Origin of the sequence: Nonomuraea sp. NPDC050153, from assembly GCF_044460125.1 — a bacterium.
Taxonomy (GTDB): Bacteria; Actinomycetota; Actinomycetes; order Streptosporangiales; family Streptosporangiaceae; genus Nonomuraea.
On sequence record NZ_JBITJQ010000016.1, the window covers coordinates 212660 to 230415 of the forward strand.

Annotated in this window: 17 protein-coding genes; 13 read left to right on the plus strand and 4 right to left on the minus strand. The window is 64.1% G+C overall.

Annotated elements, in window-relative coordinates; genetic code table 11:
- Window positions 1-47 precede the first annotated feature (47 nt).
- The 8 genes from eccD (at window position 48) to ACIBQ1_RS34230 (ending at window position 6753) form a co-directional block, all read left to right on the plus strand.
- On the plus strand, window positions 48-1535 hold the full coding sequence (eccD, locus tag ACIBQ1_RS34195) for a type VII secretion integral membrane protein EccD (protein ID WP_397283469.1): 1488 nt from the start codon (window positions 48-50) through the stop codon (window positions 1533-1535).
- A gap of 38 nt (window positions 1536-1573) precedes the next feature.
- Window positions 1574-2017, plus strand: coding sequence for a YbaB/EbfC family nucleoid-associated protein (locus ACIBQ1_RS34200; RefSeq protein WP_397283437.1), 444 nt, complete (start codon window positions 1574-1576; stop codon window positions 2015-2017).
- A 347-nt stretch (window positions 2018-2364) separates the two neighbouring features.
- Window positions 2365-2709, plus strand: a complete 345-nt coding sequence (locus ACIBQ1_RS34205) for a WXG100 family type VII secretion target (RefSeq protein ID WP_397283438.1) — start codon at window positions 2365-2367, stop codon at window positions 2707-2709.
- Between the two features lie 66 nt (window positions 2710-2775).
- Entirely contained in the window at window positions 2776-3039 is a 264-nt protein-coding gene (locus ACIBQ1_RS34210; RefSeq protein WP_397283439.1) for a WXG100 family type VII secretion target, read from the plus strand.
- A 179-nt stretch (window positions 3040-3218) separates the two neighbouring features.
- Complete coding sequence (locus ACIBQ1_RS34215; RefSeq protein ID WP_397283440.1) at window positions 3219-3494, plus strand: hypothetical protein; 276 nt, start codon at window positions 3219-3221, stop codon at window positions 3492-3494.
- 2 nt (window positions 3495-3496) lie between these two features.
- Complete coding sequence (locus ACIBQ1_RS34220; RefSeq protein WP_397283441.1) at window positions 3497-4870, plus strand: hypothetical protein; 1374 nt, start codon at window positions 3497-3499, stop codon at window positions 4868-4870.
- Window positions 4867-5958, plus strand: a complete 1092-nt coding sequence (locus ACIBQ1_RS34225) for a hypothetical protein (protein ID WP_397283442.1) — start codon at window positions 4867-4869, stop codon at window positions 5956-5958. Before ACIBQ1_RS34220 ends, ACIBQ1_RS34225 begins: the two co-directional genes overlap by 4 nt.
- Before the next feature lie 9 nt (window positions 5959-5967).
- The gene (locus ACIBQ1_RS34230) at window positions 5968-6753 is read left to right on the plus strand and encodes a WXG100 family type VII secretion target (RefSeq protein ID WP_397283443.1); all 786 of its coding nucleotides are present in this window, start codon (window positions 5968-5970) and stop codon (window positions 6751-6753) included.
- A 4-nt stretch (window positions 6754-6757) separates the two neighbouring features.
- On the opposite strand, the gene eccB is transcribed toward ACIBQ1_RS34230, so the two are convergent.
- Window positions 6758-8188, minus strand: coding sequence for a type VII secretion protein EccB (gene eccB / locus ACIBQ1_RS34235; protein WP_397283444.1), 1431 nt, complete (start codon window positions 8186-8188; stop codon window positions 6758-6760).
- A 114-nt stretch (window positions 8189-8302) separates the two neighbouring features.
- Here eccB and ACIBQ1_RS34240 point away from each other — a divergent pair, with 114 nt between their 5' ends.
- The gene (locus ACIBQ1_RS34240; protein WP_397283445.1) at window positions 8303-8695 is read left to right on the plus strand and encodes a hypothetical protein; all 393 of its coding nucleotides are present in this window, start codon (window positions 8303-8305) and stop codon (window positions 8693-8695) included.
- Between the two features lies 1 nt (window position 8696).
- A complete protein-coding gene (locus ACIBQ1_RS34245) occupies window positions 8697-10022 on the plus strand; it encodes a WXG100 family type VII secretion target (RefSeq protein ID WP_397283446.1) in 1326 nt (441 codons plus the stop codon).
- Window positions 10023-10401: 379 nt separating this feature from the next.
- Here ACIBQ1_RS34245 and ACIBQ1_RS34250 read toward each other — a convergent pair whose 3' ends face one another.
- Both ACIBQ1_RS34250 and ACIBQ1_RS34255 read right to left on the minus strand, forming a co-directional pair.
- A complete protein-coding gene (locus ACIBQ1_RS34250) occupies window positions 10402-11121 on the minus strand; it encodes a hypothetical protein (protein ID WP_397283447.1) in 720 nt (239 codons plus the stop codon).
- A gap of 17 nt (window positions 11122-11138) precedes the next feature.
- The gene (locus ACIBQ1_RS34255; RefSeq protein WP_397283448.1) at window positions 11139-11438 is read right to left on the minus strand and encodes a hypothetical protein; all 300 of its coding nucleotides are present in this window, start codon (window positions 11436-11438) and stop codon (window positions 11139-11141) included.
- Between the two features lie 117 nt (window positions 11439-11555).
- Here ACIBQ1_RS34255 and ACIBQ1_RS34260 point away from each other — a divergent pair, with 117 nt between their 5' ends.
- The 3 genes from ACIBQ1_RS34260 to ACIBQ1_RS34270 all read left to right on the plus strand — a co-directional run bounded on the left by ACIBQ1_RS34260 (window position 11556) and on the right by ACIBQ1_RS34270 (window position 15514).
- Window positions 11556-11960: a YbaB/EbfC family nucleoid-associated protein gene (locus ACIBQ1_RS34260; protein ID WP_397283449.1), complete on the plus strand. Its 405-nt coding sequence runs from the start codon at window positions 11556-11558 to the stop codon at window positions 11958-11960.
- Window positions 11961-14600: 2640 nt separating this feature from the next.
- Entirely contained in the window at window positions 14601-14816 is a 216-nt protein-coding gene (locus tag ACIBQ1_RS34265) for a hypothetical protein (RefSeq protein ID WP_397283450.1), read from the plus strand.
- A gap of 8 nt (window positions 14817-14824) precedes the next feature.
- The gene (locus tag ACIBQ1_RS34270; protein WP_397283451.1) at window positions 14825-15514 is read left to right on the plus strand and encodes a hypothetical protein; all 690 of its coding nucleotides are present in this window, start codon (window positions 14825-14827) and stop codon (window positions 15512-15514) included.
- A 152-nt stretch (window positions 15515-15666) separates the two neighbouring features.
- On the opposite strand, the gene ACIBQ1_RS34275 is transcribed toward ACIBQ1_RS34270, so the two are convergent.
- Complete coding sequence (locus tag ACIBQ1_RS34275) at window positions 15667-17703, minus strand: hypothetical protein (RefSeq protein WP_397283452.1); 2037 nt, start codon at window positions 17701-17703, stop codon at window positions 15667-15669.
- Window positions 17704-17756: the final 53 nt, after the last annotated feature.

Genomic DNA, 17756 nt, shown 5'->3' on the forward strand with positions numbered 1-17756 from the left:
TCTGTGCTGTCCATGATGCTTGTGAGACGGAGTGGACCGTGGAATCAATGGTTCAAAATCCGCTGCCGGAGTCTATTTCCGCTGCCGGAGGGCCTGATACGCCCGCTCCTGCGCACTCGGGGCCGATTCAGCAAAGTGCTCTCGCGCAGGTACCTCTGCCGCTGCCGATCGTGTGTCAGGTCACGATCGTGGGGCCCAGCCGCAAGGCTGATCTGACGCTGCCCGCCGACATTCCGCTGCCCCATGTGCTGCCTGGGCTTTTACGCCTGCTCGGGGAAGTGGGTGGCGAGGCCACGTCCTCGCCGGGATGGGTGCTGCAGCGGCTCGGCGGCGAGCCGCTCGACCTGGAACAAAGCCTGGGCACGCTGGGTGTGCTCGATGCGGAGATCCTCTACCTGCGCCCACACGAGTCGATGCTGCCGCCGGCGGTTTTCGATGACGTGGCCGACGTCGTCGCCACGGGCGTGCGTCAGGGACCGGGAAAGTGGACGGTGGCCCACACCAGGACAGCGGGTGCGGCCAGCGCCACGGCACTGCTCGTCCTCGGCGCCGCCGGCCTGGCGCTGGCGGGTTTGCCCCCGTCGATCAGCACGATCGTCTTCGCGGTGTTCGCCCTGCTGTTGATCACCACGGGAACCGTGTTGTCGCGTGCGCTGGGCGCGTCCATGTCCGGCGCGTTGATCGGGTATGCGGCACTGCCGTACGGCTTCCTGGCGGGACTGTTCGCACTCGCTCGCAGCGGGAGTCCGGCCGAGCTCGGAGCTCCTCACCTGCTCGCCGCGCTCGCCTGCACGGCGCTCACCGCCGCCGTCGCCGGGGCGGCGATCGCGTACGGTATCTCCGGTTTCCTCGGTACGGCCATCGCCGCGTCGTGCGGTGCGAACGGTGCGGCCGTGGTCATGGTGACCGAGGCCTCGCCGGCCGGGGTGGCGGCCGTGGCCATCGCCGTGTTGCTGGCGCTGAGCCCGCTGGTGCCGTCGATCGCGTTCCGGCTCGCCCGGGTGCCGTTGCCGGTCATGCCCACCACGGCCGACGAGCTGCGCGCCGACAACCAGCGGCTCGACGCGGCCATGGTTCAGGAGCGCACCGCGATCGCCCAACGCAACGCGACTGCGCTGGTCATCGCGGTGGCGCTGTCCGCGCTGGTCGCCCAGGCGCTGCTGGTGCTGCACGACGAGCTGACCGCGTACATCATGTCCGTCACGCTGTCCGTGACGCTCATCATGCGCGCTCGGGTCTTCTCCGGCCGGGGCCAGCGGATCTGGCTGGTCGGCTCCGGTGTGGCGGGACTGGCGGTGGCGGCGTGCGCGCTCAGCGCCAAGGGTGGAGTCATGGGTGCGCTGGCTGTGGCGTTAGGTCTGCTGTGGGCATCTCTGCTGGCAGTGGGCATCGGAACGAGGATGGCCACCGGGAAACCATCGCCGTTCTGGGGCCGGGCCATGGACATCCTGGAAGTGATACTGGTCGTCGAACTCTTCCCGCTGGCGGCCGACGTGCTGGAGATCTACAGCTGGGTTCGCGGATTGTCGGGCTGATACCTTGCTGCCCCCTATGAGGCAGAGGAGTGAGAGTCGTGCAGGGATTCGGTGACTTCGCGAACATCGACATCGACAAGCTGATCAAGAAGGCGGACGAGCACTTCGCGCAGATGGAGGCGTTCCAGCAGGACATGAACTCCTACGTCGGGCGGGGGCAGGACGAGCACGGTCTGGTCGTCGTCGAGTACGGCCAGGAGGGGCTCCGTGAGCTCTACCTGCACCCCAAGGCTTTGCGCCTGGCCTCCGGCGACCTCGCCGAACTCATCAAGACCGCGGTGAAGGACGCCACCCTCGACCTGCAGCGCCAGATCAACGAGGGCATGACCGCGGCCTTCGGCGAGTCGGACAACCCGATGCGGTACATCAACGATCCCGAGGCGGCGGCGAAGCAACTGAAGGATGCGGAGGCCGCCTATAACCGGACATTCGATGATGTGATGGGCGAACTCGACCGCATCCGGCGGCGGCTGGAGCTGTGAACCGAGACCGGTCCAGCGCAGCGGTCGCCGCCATCCGCTGACCCGCCCAGTCCAGCAGATTCCTTCTCGCATCCACCGACGCTCTTCGTCGTTCAAGAAAGCCCTGTCAGCCGTTTCAGGGAAATCCGGCTTTTCGCTCGGAGATCTCGCCCTGTTGCGGTGGCCTGGCCGCGCGATTGGCGCAGAGTGCAGAACGTGTTGTGAATGAGCGCAGACTTCCTTCTCACGGCGAATGGTTGTGATGGACGGGTCTGGTGGTGGTTAGCATGCGAATTGTTGTTGGGGCGGTGCCCGCTCGTGTGGGCTGCCCGTTGTATTAGGCGAGACCGGGTTTGTTGGGAGGTTCAGTGGCGCTGTATGGGGCGAGTCCGACGCAGTTGACCAATGCGGCGGGCTATTGCCAGGACACCGCGCAGTACATCGAAGGCATGCGTCTGCGGGTTCAGGAGATCAAGGGCGATCTGACCACGCAGGGCTGGCGGGGTAACGCGGCCGAAGCGTTCAGCCGCGCGCTCAATGACTGGGACGCCGAGTTCAAGGGCGTGATCAGGATCCTGGAGGACATCCATGACCGGCTGAACATGGGTGCCGGCGTCTACCGCAACGCAGCGGATCAGAACATGGAGCTGTCGGGGTCGTTGACCAGGGACGGCTACGCGGGCCGGATCGATTCAGTGATCAACAGTAACTAGCCGACCGACGTAACGGAGATCGCAGTGACCGTTCCCGATGATCACACATTCGTAAGGTTCGGCAGCATGGAGCAGGCCTACGATCAGCTCCAGAAGATCGTCACCGAGCTGGACAGGGCCACCGACGATCTGTTGGTCGACATCAGGAAGGAGCTCGGTGCGAGCTGGGAGGGCGACGCCGAGCAGTTCTTCAACACGAAGAAGAACCAGTGGAACGCCCACGAGCAGGCGATGGGCCTGCAGTTGTTCGAGGCTGCCAAGGCCGTGAACATCGCCAAGGGCAACTACGAGCTCGCAGAGAAGCACAACATCGCCATCTGGTCGGACTGACCGTCATCATCCACGCCTTCGCTCTCGGTCACTGCGGCGGCGCGGTGATCGAGAGCTCGTGACTGCAGGGGTAAGTGATGGATACGCCGGAGCTCGACCCGCAAGTCGATCCTCTCCACATCGATCCGTACACGGCTGACCTGCTCAAAAGCGATGGAAGGGTTCACGAGCCCTCCACGATGCGAGTGATCGCCGAGGAACTGGCGAAGAACATCGAGGCCGTCGAGAAGGCGGGCGGCAATGGATCGGCCATCGCCGACATCCACGTCGGCGCCATCCCGTTCGGCCAGTGGACCGACGCCAAGACCTTCGGCGCGGCCGCAGGCGACAGCGCGGGGCGGCAGCTCGGACAGGTCTACGCGGAGTTCATCCAGGCGTACAAGAGCGTGATCGCAGCCGTCGAAGCGAGCGCGGGCAACCACGCCGAGGCGGACATGCGAAACGAGGGTGCCTGACCATGGCCAACAGCGGCTCGGAGCGCAAAACCCTGACCATCTGGGCGGGCCAGGGCCCTACCGGTGAGACGGAGCCCCATCCGAAGGACATGATCCGCTGGCTTCTCGGGACGGCCCAGAACGATCAGATCATGAAGGCCGCATCCGCGTACGACATCCTGGCCAATGCTCTCGTCCATGCCACCGTCGGGATCATGACTCACGCAGGCAAGATCCTCACTATTTGGCAGGGGCCGGATGCCGACAAAGCGCGAGTGGCACTGGCGCTGATGTACGCGACCGGCCGCGAACTGGCGCTGAAGTTCGCCGACACAGGTTGGAGCCTTCAGCGCTACGCCGGGTACATTCCCACGGCGATCGCCGAGGTCGACGGCATCAAGGTGGACAGGAACGATGCGAGGGTCCAGGAACTCATCCGATTCAACGAGCAGTACTACAGGGGGATCAGCTGGAACGGCAATGAAGTCACCCTCGTTGAGGACGCCATGGCGCAGGAGGCCCTGAAGAGGCTCAACGAGAAGATCCGGGATCTGCAGATCACCTCGCTGCCGTCCAGCGTCACCTATGAGCTGCCGGCGGTGGCAAGTCCGTCGGTATCCGGCGCCTCGACCAGTGTCGTCCATCAGAACAGAAACGGGACCGAGGGGGCCTCGTCCGGCACCCCTTCCACCGGCGGGGATGGCGGGAACGCCGCAGAGACCAACGGCGCCGGCGACGCGGGCAGCCGAAACGAAGGTTCTACAGGCGGCACTACGGGGGGCAAGCCGGATGGTGGCTCCCCGCCGTCAAGCCGACCGGAGGTCCAGCCGGCCCAGGAACAGCACAGTGACAAAGATCAAGGCGATGCTCGAGAGGAGCAAGGCGGTGAAGGCCGACCCGCCACACCGGAACAACCCGATGGCCAGGCCGCCGATCGGGACCGGAGCCTTGAGGCGAATACGGACGACGAAACCACTGCCCCGGTGATCGGTGCCGGGGACCGAGCCCCCTACGACGATGCCAATACGGATCTCGATTCCACCCAGACTGAGACCTCGGCATATCAACCTCCGTCGGCTGTCGTGCCGGCCACGATCGGCGAGACCCCGGCAAGCACGGCGACCCCAACGTCAGCCCCGACACCGACTGTGACCGCTCCAAGAGCTCCGACATCGATCAGCCCGAACGGTTCTTACACGCCCGCCGGGGCCCTCGCATCGCTGCGGGGCGGAAACGCGGCAGGCACGTCGAGCATGCCGTACATGCCGCTGATGGGAGCAGGCGGTGCGATGGGGGATCAGGTCGGTGGCGACATGGAGCGCAGGACCTATATGCCGGAGGACAAGTCGTTCTGGAACGGCAGTAGCCAGGACGTGACGGACCCGGTCATCGGATGAACGACCAGCAGCCCACCAACGCCGGTCAGCAGCCCGTCGGTACGGGTCAGCAGCCATATGCAGTTTACGGTGGTTTGCCGATAACCCCTCAAGAATCGCAACCCTCGTCCAGCCTTTCCTTCAAGGAAGGGGGGCTGGACGCGGTCAGTCGCGACATCGACAGTCCTATGTCGCTCTTCGATTCGTTGCAGGCCAAGTCTGGTGATCTAGGTGTTCCGTTCCCTAGCTTTGGAGTGATCGGCTTAGGGGTGACCCGAGCCCATGACAAGGCGATTGAGCGCCAGGTAGCCGCCCTGAACCAGGGGAAGAAGGCACTGGAAAGCTGGAAGACCGCGCTGAAAGCGGCCGACGCCAACTATAGAGCGGCTGAAACACCGCCTGGCACGGGCAATGGGCAAACTCCCCCGCCCTCCGGAGATCCTGGTCTTGGCGGACTGCCAACCGGAGAGATGCCAGCCGTGCCGGACATGGACTCGACCGATGCCGGTCTGCCCAGTGCTGATTCGCCCGAGATGGATCTCGGGGAGGGGGATCTGCCTGGTACGGATAATTCAGGTGCCGAACTGCCGGGCACGAACACTCCAGGCGCCGATACGTCCGGCACGGATGTTCTCCCTGGTGAAACGCCGAGTGGGAGCCTGCCTGGAAATCAATCTTCTGATCTGGACCCACCGAATCCTGGCTCGTCCGGTGTTGATGATCCGAATATGAAGGTCCCCGGCCTTGATTCGGTGCTCAACCCCAGGCAAGACAAGACTGACCTTTCACCGTTCGATCCCGGGACTCAGTTGAGCGGAGTGCCGAATCCGAGCCTGATCGATCCGAGTACCCGCCCGGGATCCACACTGGGCTCACCCATCGGCAATGGTGCGGTGGGGGTGGGCTCTGGCAACGGTGCGGGCCTAAGACCGTCAGGCATGAGCGCTTCCGGCACCATGGGCAACAGTATGCCGATGATGCCGATGATGCCGATGACCGGCGCCGGCACTGGGGCCGACGAACGCGATCGGGAGCAGAGTCCGCTGTTGTCAGAGGACGAGAGCGTGTGGGACGGCGATGAGGACATCGCCCCCGAGATCATCGGATAGGAGCAGTACGTGAGCTACGAGGAGGGCAAAACCCTCTACAGCGCGGCAGCAGCCTCAGCGGCGATCGCCTCGGGAATAATTTTGCGGCCGTGGGCGGCCTATGTGACTGCCATGATCGGCCTCATGATCTCCGACCCTGGGCAGATGTCCGCGTCCGCCAAAACATGGCGCACGACCGACAACGGCGGGCAGGCTTACGAGCTGTTCTTACTTCAAACCGATCTGGCCGTTATCAAGGCATCGCTCCAGAACAAGGACAAGGCCGCCTGGGATGGTGCAGCATTCGATCAGTTCGATCAAGCCCACCAAAAATTTCTTGATTCGCTGAAAGTGCTCGAATCAGCCCGAAACAGCACAGGTGAGGCTGTGGATCAGAGTGCAAAGCTATACTACCAGGGTGCGCGTATATGCGTGGGCATCGCTGCATTAATGATGGCTTATGCAATTAAGCTGCTGATATGCAGCACCAATCCAGTGGCCTACTTCAAAGCTCGCCTGGATGAAATCAAGACTGCCAAGGCGGCCGTTGGAACGGGCAAGAGTCTACTGCTCAAGCACGGCATCGCGATCGGCGCTCTGACGTATTTGCTATTCCAGGTCATCGAACACACAGAGAACACCGGGCAGGCATTTCCCACGGTGAAGGCGATACCGAGTGAGCTCAGCGCGCTGAAGCCCGGTGCCTCGCCGGAGTTCGACAGCGCCGCCCTCGAGTACGTTGAGGAATCCGGCAAGCTCGCCAAGCCTCAGCTCGACCTCCAAAGCGGCGGCATCGCCCTGCCTGGGCAGGGCTGATGGCTCACCGCCGGGTGATGCGGTTGACGGTCACCTCCGTGACGGGCATCCGTGCCGAGACCGGGTCCAGCAATGGGCCCTCTGGAATAAGCCGTAGCAGGTGCGCGGGTACCGGTGCCACGTGAGTGGCGTCATAGCCGAGCTTCTCCACGACATCGGCGGACGCGAGCCGGAACCGCATGCCCTGGTCGGTGATGAGGGAGTACTCGTTGATCCCGCCCGTCTGTCCTTCTCCGGGGAGCTGGCCGGCCAGCGCCGCACCACCCTGGGGCAGCAGCACCTGGTCGACGTGGTCGGGGCCGCCGCTGTTCGACGGCTTGGGGATGGTCATCGTCGCGCCGGTTGTCAGTTGCGCCCGGACGGAGCCCTTGACCGTGTCGGCGTACACCGCGCACAGGGGCGTGGACGCCTCCGGCGCACGGAACCGCGGCATGGTGGCCGGCAGCCCGCCCCCCAGAACGCGGTGATCGGAGATCTTGGCGGCGTTGACCGTGGCCGCGTCGATGGCGATCTGGCGCACCTGCCCCTTGCCATAAGCGATTTTGCTGTCCGGGTCCTGCAAGAGGAGCGACGCCTGTGTATGGCTGATGGGCGCGAGACCATCGGCGAGCAGGACGTACCAGCGATCCGGAGTGCCGGGAATGGAGGCGATTGTGAAGACTTGTCCGACCCGCGCGGGGAAACCGCCGGGGCCCGTCACCCGCTTGCCGCGCTGCGAAACCGTGGGCGCGGCGAAGTCGGGCCCGGCGGGAATGGCGTTCACCCAGGAGGCCGGCACCTTGCGCGGCACCTGGTCAGTGAGCCGGCGCAGGTTCTTGACGAGCATGCGGTGGTTGTTCCACAGCACCCAGTTCTGCTGCCCGTCATTGACGACCAGCGCGTCACCGCCCACGGATGCTCCGCCGACGTTGATCCCGCCCAGCAGCGTGACGCGCGACCGGCGCATCCCGGTCGCGTCCGTCTGCTCGACGACGCAGACCGTCCAGGGCGATTTGATCATCTTCTCCGGTCCGGGCAGCGAGTCGGGCGCGCCGGAGATGCCGATCTTCTGCCCCCTGGCCAGGCCGGCCAGCGACTTGGCCGACACCATGCGGACGTTGATCTCCTGGCTGTCCAGCACAAGCCTGGCGGAGACGTAGTTCGCCACGGGCTGCAGCTTGCCGTCACCCTGGTTGTAGATGTAAGAGGCGCCGGTCTCTTCCTCGATGAGTAACTGGCCCGCCTCTTTGAGTTTGGTGGCTCCGCCGGGCTGGAGCATGCCCCAAATTCCGAACCCGGCAGTTATCAACACCAGGAGGAGAATGCCGGAGAACGTCGCCACGTTATATCGGCGCATGGGCGACTCGGGAAGGTCGGGCTCACCCTGGAGCAGCGCCAATCCCAGGCGCTGGGTCAAGAATTTATGGGCCTGGTAGAGATCTTTGCGGGTCTGCACGCCAACCTATGGTACGCACGTTGTGCAGAGCATTGGTAGAGGTGATTGTCACACTTCTACACAAAAATGAAAGCGGAGTAGGATGAGGTAATCAGCTGCGCGTAGGAGGATATTATGGCAGCAGCAGGAGACAGTTGGGAGCTGGAGCCGAACTGGCCCGGACTTGTCGCGGACAGAGATGTCGTCGAGTACGACGACACAAAATTCGACGACGTCGTCATCATGCTTGAGAAGGCGCTGTCCGAGGTGTCCGGCGATGGCGTAAGCATGGAAGGCTCACTTCCGGATGTGAAATTTCAAGCCGAGGTGCTGAAGACGTTCGCCCGTGCGATCGAGAAGGTAGGCGAGTGGGACGGTGGCGTGAGCTTCGTGGCGGCACTGAAGAAGAGCCACGAAGGGTTGACCACGGTCTACAGCGAGGTCAACGAAAAACTCGCGATCGCCGTCAAACTGATCGCTGCGAGCGCGGAGAGCTACAAGCAGGCCAACACGGCGAACGAGAGATGAGATGGCTGAGAACCTGACGAGCGACCATGAGCTTCGCCCCTACGGAAACGTGCCGTTCTCCGTCAACGACGACGGCCGAAGCGTTGCAGAGATCACGCGTCTCTTCACGAGGCTTGACCCGGAGGCCATCGCGAGCACGGCAGAGTCCTACCTGGCCGCCGCGGCCAAGCTCACAGCGCTGCAAGACACCCTGGTGTCGCAAGCGGCTGTGATGGCTCAGATCTGGGAAGGAACCTCGTCGGTCGAATCGCAGCAGTCCTTGCGCACTCTGCACGCCACCATCCGCGAACTGGCGGCGAAGTTCAAGGCAGTGGGCCTGCCGTTGCAGGCGCTCGGCAAGCGGTTACAGCAGCACCAGGACTTCATCCAGGACAAGAACGGATCATGGAGCGTCGACAACTGGATGACTTGGGACGACGACCTCCCCGGTTTGTATCGGACGATGAACGGGGGATATGAGTGGGGCTCGCAGAACGAACTCGCGGGCCAGCATCTGCGACTGCTCAACAATGACCTGCTCGAAATCTACGAACAGTTGCCCACTTACGTGCATAAAGTCGTTCCTGACCTCCAGCTTCCCACGCCTGCCGGCCCAGACTTGAAGATCGACCCGGATTCAGACGATTACCAGATCGATCCAAACCTGATCAACCCGCCTGGCGGCGATCTTGATGGCCCTGGCGTGGACGACACCGGAACGCCCTCATTCGTCAAGTCGGACATGCCCAGCCTGCCGAACGGCGCCCTGTCCCCAGACGGCACCTCTTCGAACGGAACCTACACCGGTAGTGATGCGGATCCGACCGGCACCGGGGCGGATGGCCGTTTCCCGGACAGCGCCTATCCCACCGGCAGCATGCCCGGTGATGGCAACGTGAACGACGGTAGCTCCAGCACTCCAAGCCCGGTCAATATGAAGTCCGGTACCCCTGATCCGGACCTCACCACCAACGCGGGGATGCCGGACACCAGCAGCGTGAAACCGTCCGACGCGCGCACCACGCTCGAGGACTTCCAGCGTCCGACCGGCTGGGACCCGAGCATCCCCGTCACCACGCCGAACGGCAGTTACCCATACGCCGCCACCGGCAATGGCACCGGCCCGGGTACGGGTTCCGGTGGCAACGCCATGTCCGGTCCGGGAATCACTCCGCTCAACCCCAGGTCGGCCTCTGCGATCGGCAGCGGCATGCCGTTGATGCCGATGGCGGGGGCAGGGACGGGTGCCACGGAATCGGAGGACAGAGAGAAGACCACATGGCTTCTCGAGGACGACGACGTCTGGGGCGCCGACGCAGACGACGCCGTCTCGGAGCAGATCGGTTAGTCGGAAGAGAAGCGGTATGGCGAGCAATAGTCGAGACCTGTGGATCAGGACCAGCTGACGCCACGCGAGAACCGGCAGGTCGGACACCGAATTCTAGTTATGAGTCGCATCAGGGAAAGGTCGTCTCCACACCGACCACTTCGACTGAAAGGCGTCGGGCACCGAAGGGTTGATGAGAAGTGACTCTTTCCATTCCGTACGCGGCGTGGACTCCAGCGGTTGAAGTCGTCGGCAGCGATACGGAAGTCTCCACGACTTCGCCGCTCAACGAGTGCTGTTTGTGGTCGGTCCAAGTTGGGCCAGGTGCCTGATGCGCGGTCTCGCCAGGGCGGCCGCCCCACCAGGCGCCCAGGGGATCACGGTCGAGATATGCCGTGATCTAGGTAGATTCAGGGGTTGCGGGCGGGGCAGCCTCGTCGCGCTTGGGGGCGACGTAGGTGGGTGGCGGGTCGGTTTTGATCACGGCACGTTCGAAGTTGATGGCGGCGCCTCCGCTCGGTTGGATCGTGAAAAGCTGACCCAGCGAATACGCACCGACTGCCATCGTGGTGCCCGCCACTGCGAGGAACCCGTACAGAAACTTGGTCGCCCGGGCGATCATCTTGTTTGTCAGCGCGACGAGCCGTTCGAGCCACATCTGACCCGATACCGCAAAGGCGGCCGTTCGCTTCATGGCCATGCAGATGGCGATATAGCCGAGCACGGTGCCAGCCAGAAGCCCGATCTGCGCCCAGTAGGCGATGTAGGCGTTGCGCACCGAGTCGACCTGGCTCTCCATGTTGTAGCAGAGGCCGCTGAGCTTCTGTAGATCACCTTTGAAAACACTGGTGGCGTTGAGGAACTCCTCCCGGTCCTTGGCGGTCCAGCCGGCTCTGGAGATGAAGACGGCATTGCCGATGAGCTCCGGATATTCAACCTCCAGAGCCTTGGCCAACGAGTTCCAGTTGGTCTTGGCCTCACCCATAGCGGGGACGTGCGCCACCGCGGTGGTGGCGATGGAGATGCCGACCAGGAGGCCTGGGGCCGATCTGGCGGCAAGCTTGAGGTTGGCGAGCGCGGCCTGGGCCACAAGCCTGCTGGGGATGTAGGGGGTGGTCATGAGTCAGATTCATCCGATTACTGGTAGACGACGGTGCTGTTCAACTCGGCCGCTTGCCAGGCTTTTTTGATCGTTTCCAGGGCGTCGATCCAGTTGCGGACGGTCTGGATGGCGTCGTCGGCGTACCCCTTGACATCGCCGCGAATGTCGTCGTATTTGTTGCCCAGCACTATTCCTAGGATCCCGAAGCCGGGCATGGGGACATGCGTGGTGTCGACGGAACTCTTAAACTGTTCCAGGCCGGGAATCACGCGCTCGGCGAGATTGCTCTGAATGGCAGCGATGGTTTCAGAAGTCACGTGAATGTCCTGCGACATGGATCTCCCAGGCGTAACTAACGTTTGCGAAACACTGGCTTAACAAGGAGCAGAATATCTAGTAATTTGTTCTGTGTCAGTAGGGATCGGTGTTACAGCTGAGACAAGGGGTGTGTCGTGCTCGATCCTGGTGATATCACCAACGAAGAACTGGAGCGGGTCGGACGGGAAGCCGAGCAGACGATAAAGCGGATCGCCGGACTCCAGGAACGGCTAGCGGCCATCCGCGGAACGGGTTCGGGAGCCGACGGGCGCATTGTCGTCAACGCCGATCCCTCGGGCCGCATTGACTCGATCGACCTCCATCCGCGCGTGATGCGACTGGCCAGCGCAGAGCTGTCGGAAGAGCTGTTGCGAGCGGTCAACGCGGCTCAGGACGATTGCGCGCGGCAGACCAGTGCGCTGATGGCCGAGATTGGAGTGGGGAGTGTAATGGACAAGGCCGTGTTCGAGAAGATGGAACGTCACTTGACGGACGCGCACACCGCGTTCCTGAACGAGATCGAGAGATACGGCCGCTAACGGCCGTGCTGCGATTGTCCGCCTCTTAGGCTGTCTGCCGGACGACCGAAGCGCGAGCGTCCGACCGCTGGACCGAGAGCCGGGCTCGCCACAACCAAGTGCCTGAGGTAGGCCGGCATGCGCGCTACATGCGGCGTTGGACGAGGAAGACCCGACCGTCTTGAGTAGCTGGTGGGCCCGGAGGGCGTGGATGTCACGGTCGCCGCAATGGGTGTCTGTGCGGTGGGTCGTGTTCATCCGCGCCTTATCTCTGACCCGGCCGGTGCCACGGCGAGTCTGAAAAGGAAATCTCAGACGCCCTGACCCTCGAATCTGCAGGAGCGCACACCCGTTCTCTGTCGGCTCGCACTCGGTCGGAACGCGCATTCTGTGACGTCTCCATTGCTCGATGAGCTTGGTGATGGCCGGATGTCGGCAGCCTGGCGCTGGAACCGAGGATCGGCCCAGGGCTCTACGAAGTCGCCGCTGGACAGGCAGCCAGGCAGAGTAGTGGCAGTCTCTAGACGATGGTCGAGCTCTTGCGGCTCGTTACGCCCGTCAGCGAAGTAGGCGTCGACCTCGGCTTTGAGTGCCTCGGCGAGCATCCGGCGAGCGCCGTATCCATAGAATCCTGGACGATTCGGTGCAGCCCGTCATGAATGTTCTGCAGAATTTTGATCACGACCTTGAACTCGGTGTCCCAGCCACCCGGTGCGTGGCCGGACTCCGGGCCGCACCACCCCGCCAGCCCTACGTGGTCAGCTCATTCTTGATCTCCTACATCCGCGACGCAGGCCCTCGACGTGTACTGCGCGATGTCCTGGCATACCCCGCCGCATTGGTCATCTGCGTTGGGCACGCCCCGTACGGTGGCACTGCACCTCCCGGCAAATCCGGTCTCTCCCCAATCGCATATTAACCACCATCAGCCCCGGCGATCACAGCGCCCCGTCGTTGAAGATAAGTCGGCGCTCATTCCCAAAACGTCTGCGCTCTGCGCCAACAATGCCCGTCGTTCAACGCGCCTGAACGAACGTGGCGCAACTTTGCGGGATGGCGCCCAAGGATGTTGCTTGGAGAAAGGTGGAGATGTTCCCAGGGCACGACTCAGAGTCCGAAAAGGGGAGATCTGGCTTATCGAAACGCTATGATCGTCCAGTCTCTCCACTCCTGAGCTCAGCCCGTGAGTCGTCAGAGGTGCCCGACGTCCCAGCGCATTCCTGCCATCGCCGTTCGCGCAGAGATGAAGATCATGACCCTCAACTAAGACCATGACCAGCGTGGTCATCCTGCCGGAAACAGCAGCGCCAGGACCGCCTGATTCTGGCCTTGAGAGCCGGGGGGTGGCGCCCTCACTCACGAGCTCAAGGTTCAGCCGATCTGTACGTCTGACCGTGCACGAAGCTACTCTCTTTGATCGTTTAGAACGCCGCGGTTCAGGAGGCGTAGGTGACTGAATTCGGGAGTATAGACAGCCTTCTCAACTGGGCGCCGGTTGAGGAGCAGAAGACGGCAGAAGGGGTCGAGGTGAGGATAGAGGCCCTTGCGGACTTGGTGAGTTCGACGACCCCTGCTGTTTCACCGGATCGCACTGACTCAGACGTGAGCACTGGTAGCGGTGCCGAGGATGGCGTGGGAAGCGATCTTGGGGAGCCCGGCTTCGTTGCTCCGGAAGCGGCAACCGGAGATTCTGCGTGGCAGCCGGTCGGCGAGGCTGGGCTCGGTGAGCCTGGGCCTGCCATCGATGGTCTGGTATGGGAACCACCCGACGGTGACGCCGAGGTTGAGGCGGGGAACGGGGACGTGGATTTCAGTTGGCGCGAGGACTGGCCGGATGACAGCGCCGCCGAGTCACAGGATCCACGAGGGCCTTCCGCGGTCATCGAGGCCGACAACCTGGCTGACCAGAGTCAGGACACTGCTGTGACGATGGCCTTACTCTCCGAGACTTCTGCGGCCGAGCCCTCCGTGAGCTCCGAGACCTCCCCGCCGAAACCATCTGAATCCACCAGCTCGAGCACGCCTGCCTCGCCGGATGGAGAGCATACAGTCAAGGTCGCACCGGACGGAGGAACACCGGAACCCAGCCCGAGCCCAGCCGTATCCCCGGATCCAAGAGAAGCCTCAACAGCACCGACTCAGCCCGCAGGGTCGCCGACCACGGCGGTGCCCCCCTCTACGCCGTCCACGGCACTTAACTCGGCAGACAGTTCTCCTGCGACCATGAGTCCTGCGGGACCGGTCGCCGCGACGCCTGCCCCCACGGTGTCTACGCCGAAATCCCCAGCTGACGGCGCACCCGAGGGTGATGAGGGTTCAGGAAACGACGCACAGACGTCCGGTGGCGGTGGCGGGATCCCGACTGGAAGCGTCCCCACCGGGACGGGCACGACTTCAGTTGGCGCGGGTGCTCCGGCTACGGGTGCTCCGGCTACGGGTGCTCCGGCTACGGGGGATGCGGCTTCAGGTGCTCCCAGCACCAGCGCCCCGGTCTCCGCCCAAAGCAAGGACACGACCGGCACGGAGCCCCCCAAGGATTCGAAGGCGAGTAGTGGGAGCGTCGACGGCGCTTGGCGGGAGGCATCTCCCACGATCATGGAGAGGCTAGGGAACGACCTTGGTCCGACCCTCGAGGGCAACTCCGGCTCACCTGGAGACCAGATGGCGGCGGCGGAAAGCGCGATCAGAGGCGCTGCCCCCGGCTTCCCAGGCTTCGGCCTGGTCGGAAGGGTGGCCTTCGACAGCGCCTACGATTCGGCGCGCAGCACCGCTGCCGACTATCTCAAGCATGCCAAGAACCAGTTGAGCCGCTGGCAAGGGCAGCTGATTGAAGGCGCCAAGGTGATCAGGGATGCCGAGACCAAGAACACGCAGTAGGAGCAGGTGTGCAGAGTCATTACGACGACGGCTGGATTCTTTATGTGGTGGGAATAGCCAGCGCTGTTGCAGGCGCCCGCACGACGATCAATCCGGTGTTCGCGTCCGTCTGCCATATGTGCGCCTCAATCATCGGCACGATGCTGTCCAACCCGGAGGACATCCGTGATAAGGCTCGCGACGTGCGAGCCGTGACTCACGACGTCGAGCAGGCGAAGGAGAAAGTGACGAGCCTCCTCGCCGACCTTCAGTACTGGAAGGAGATGGGGCAGCCGCAGATGGAGGATGAGTCGGTGCGGTTCACCAATGAGGTGGCTAAAACTGAGAATGTTTACAGAGAGCTGGCCGGCACCCTCGACCAGCTGGCGAAGATGTCCGCCCAGGGTGCACTGGCATCCGCCTCGCTGGGCGGCTTGCTACTCGCCCTTGCTTTCGCCTGTCGGTCCGCTCCAGTTGATCCTTTCGCCAACAGCATGACGACAGCAGCGGCCACTCAGGTGCAGCGGAAGGCCAGGAATGTGCTCGTCAAAATGCTTGTGGTGTACGGCTCGGCCGCGGCCTTGGCCCTGCTCGCCAGCGTGATGCTCAGTGAGTTGATGGACCCGGGCTTGACCAAAGCAGCCACGCTCACCGGCCAGGATGCGCCTGCCTTCGAACAGGTCGTCATTCAAGGGCTGCCCGTGCCTGGTCAGTCGTAGTTCACAGTTCGAGGCAGCAAGAACATCGAGACCGCCGGAATACGCGTGGTCGACCGCCTATGCCGCGCCCAGCCGGCTGACGGGACCGAGGGTGTGAACGGCAACGGCTTCACCCGGGAAGCCTTCCCGGGTGAAGCCCGTCGTGCGCTGGATCAGCCGCAGTTCGCCCAGCCTGCGCTGGTGCTTCCCGCACCGACGCTGCCGGAGAACTTCACACACTTGCCCGGGGCGGGCAGCTTCACCGGTCCGGCGTAGTACTTGTAGGCGCCGCTGTCGGTCGCGCTGTCCCCGCCCTGGACATCGAGCGTCGCGCTGACAGGGCTCGCCGTGCCGACGCCCGCATACTTCATCGTCATGACGCAGTTCTGCTTGGTGCCGGTGTTGTAGAGCTGGAAGGTCTCACCGCCGTTGAACGGCTGTGAACGCTGCACGTAGAACCCGGGCCCGCACACCTGAGCCGCAGAGTAGGGATTCTTCGGCTCCGGCTGCACAGGCGGTGGTGCCGCGCTCTTGGTGGGTTCCGACGCGGGCGCGGGTGCCTGTGTCGTGGGCGGCGGCACCGGCGTGGACGCCTGCGTGCTTCGGGATGGAGACGGTGTCGAAGGCGGGGCCTCGGTGCTCGTCGTGGGAGACGCCTTCGGCTCCTGGGACTGTTCCGGCGTTGTGGTGGGCTGGTCCGTCGGCGCTTTCGTGACGGTCTTGGTCGCCTGAGGGGTCTTCGGCTGCGTGGACGTCGCCTGCGGGTTCGCCGACGCGGTGGTCGTCGGCTGGACGGTGGGAACAGGCTGGGAAGGCACGGGGGAGGGCGTGGGCACCGTGCTGTAGACGGGCGCGGTCGGCGCGCCCGACGGCTTTTCGGTGGGAAGGACGAGCGGGCCCACGCCGTACGGATCGTCGCTTGAGGTCGCCCAGGGAACGGTCACCTCCTCCTGCGGCCGGCCGCTGTCCTGGTCGTTCGGCTGCGGAACTGTACCGTCACCGGGATCGGCGACCGCGCTCTTCGCCGCGTCAGTCGGCGTGGCCACGTTACCGGTCGCCTTACCATCCGCGGCTACGTCTATCGAATTGATTCGCTGGGCGTCCGCGTAGTGGCTCGCACCCCAGAGCCCCAGGCCGGACAGCACCATGAGCGCCGCCACGGAAGCCGCCAAGGCGACGGGAAACTTGCGTCGTGGGCCAGAATCGTCCACGACCGACGTTCGCCACACTCTGGGCCGACGCGGCGGCTCCCGCGTCGGTTGCTGCGGCGGCCCCCACGATTGGGGAGGCATCGGCGGAGGCAGGGGCGGCGGCTGCACCGGCACGCCTTCGAGCGGCGGGTTGCCGCTCCCCGGTCCTGACGGGAGGGAGCTGCCGTCCACCGGCAGCAGAGACGGAGGCTCGAGCATCGGAAGCTGAGCCGAGACTGGCGCCGCTGACAGTCTCGCCGTGGCCTCCACGTTGGCCTTCTGGCCGCCGAGCAGGCGCAACATCGCCTTGTACACCGTCGGACGCTGCTTGTCGTCCTTGGACAATGCCTCGAGGACCACGGCCCGCAGTGGCTCGGCCAGCGCGCCCAGTTCGGGGACACCGGTCAGCACCGCGTCGGCGTCGTGGTCGAACGGCGCCTTTCCGGTGGCTGCGAAGACCACCGTGGCCGCCCAGGCGAACAAGTCCGCGGACAAGCCGTACGGCTCACCCTTCAGCTGCTCGGGTGAACGGTAGCCGATCTCGCCGACGGCGTCGCCGAGGTCCGGGTCGGTCACGCGAGGGCCGTCGACGCCCATGATGACGTTGTCCGGGGTCAGCCCTCGGTGAGTGATGCCTGCCACATGGACGGCGGTCAACGCGGTCAGCATCCCGACCGCCGCCCGTTCCACGGCGTCGGCGTCGAGCGGCCCATGAGCTGCGAGCGTCTCGGTGAGGCTGCGCCCCTGCACATGCTCCCGTACGACGTAGGGATGGCCATCATGGACGCCGATGTCTACGGTCCTTGCTACATACGAACTGGAAATGCGCCGGGCTGCAGTGAAGCGGGCGACACTTTCCGTGTCCTGCTCCGGCATGCCGGTCAACAACTTGATCACTCGGACGGGCGCGTCGTCCGACTTCCGGCCGAGGAAGGTCGCCCCGCGCGGTCCTCCTGGGAGTCGTTCAGACAAGACGTAGTCGCCCAGCATTTTGGGGTCACCCGGCTGTAACGGGTGCATATTGTAATCCTTTCGCGTCTAAGCGTGGTGAGACGAGGCAAGGAGAGGTGACC

Bases quoted from the DNA above. Each gene is read 5' to 3' on its own strand.
- ACIBQ1_RS34215 (WP_397283440.1), top strand. From the start codon at position 3,219: ATGCGAGTGATCGCCGAGGAACTGGCGAAGAACATCGAGGCCGTCGAG.
- ACIBQ1_RS34225 (WP_397283442.1), top strand. From the start codon at position 4,867: ATGAACGACCAGCAGCCCACCAACGCCGGTCAGCAGCCCGTCGGTACG.
- ACIBQ1_RS34265 (WP_397283450.1), top strand. From the start codon at position 14,601: ATGGCGGCGGCGGAAAGCGCGATCAGAGGCGCTGCCCCCGGCTTCCCA.
- ACIBQ1_RS34210 (WP_397283439.1), top strand. From the start codon at position 2,776: ATGGAGCAGGCCTACGATCAGCTCCAGAAGATCGTCACCGAGCTGGAC.
- ACIBQ1_RS34275 (WP_397283452.1), bottom strand. From the start codon at position 17,703: ATGCACCCGTTACAGCCGGGTGACCCCAAAATGCTGGGCGACTACGTC.
- ACIBQ1_RS34245 (WP_397283446.1), top strand. From the start codon at position 8,697: ATGGCTGAGAACCTGACGAGCGACCATGAGCTTCGCCCCTACGGAAAC.
- ACIBQ1_RS34250 (WP_397283447.1), bottom strand. From the start codon at position 11,121: ATGACCACCCCCTACATCCCCAGCAGGCTTGTGGCCCAGGCCGCGCTC.
- ACIBQ1_RS34255 (WP_397283448.1), bottom strand. From the start codon at position 11,438: ATGTCGCAGGACATTCACGTGACTTCTGAAACCATCGCTGCCATTCAG.
- ACIBQ1_RS34220 (WP_397283441.1), top strand. From the start codon at position 3,497: ATGGCCAACAGCGGCTCGGAGCGCAAAACCCTGACCATCTGGGCGGGC.
- ACIBQ1_RS34240 (WP_397283445.1), top strand. From the start codon at position 8,303: ATGGCAGCAGCAGGAGACAGTTGGGAGCTGGAGCCGAACTGGCCCGGA.
- eccD (WP_397283469.1), top strand. From the start codon at position 48: ATGGTTCAAAATCCGCTGCCGGAGTCTATTTCCGCTGCCGGAGGGCCT.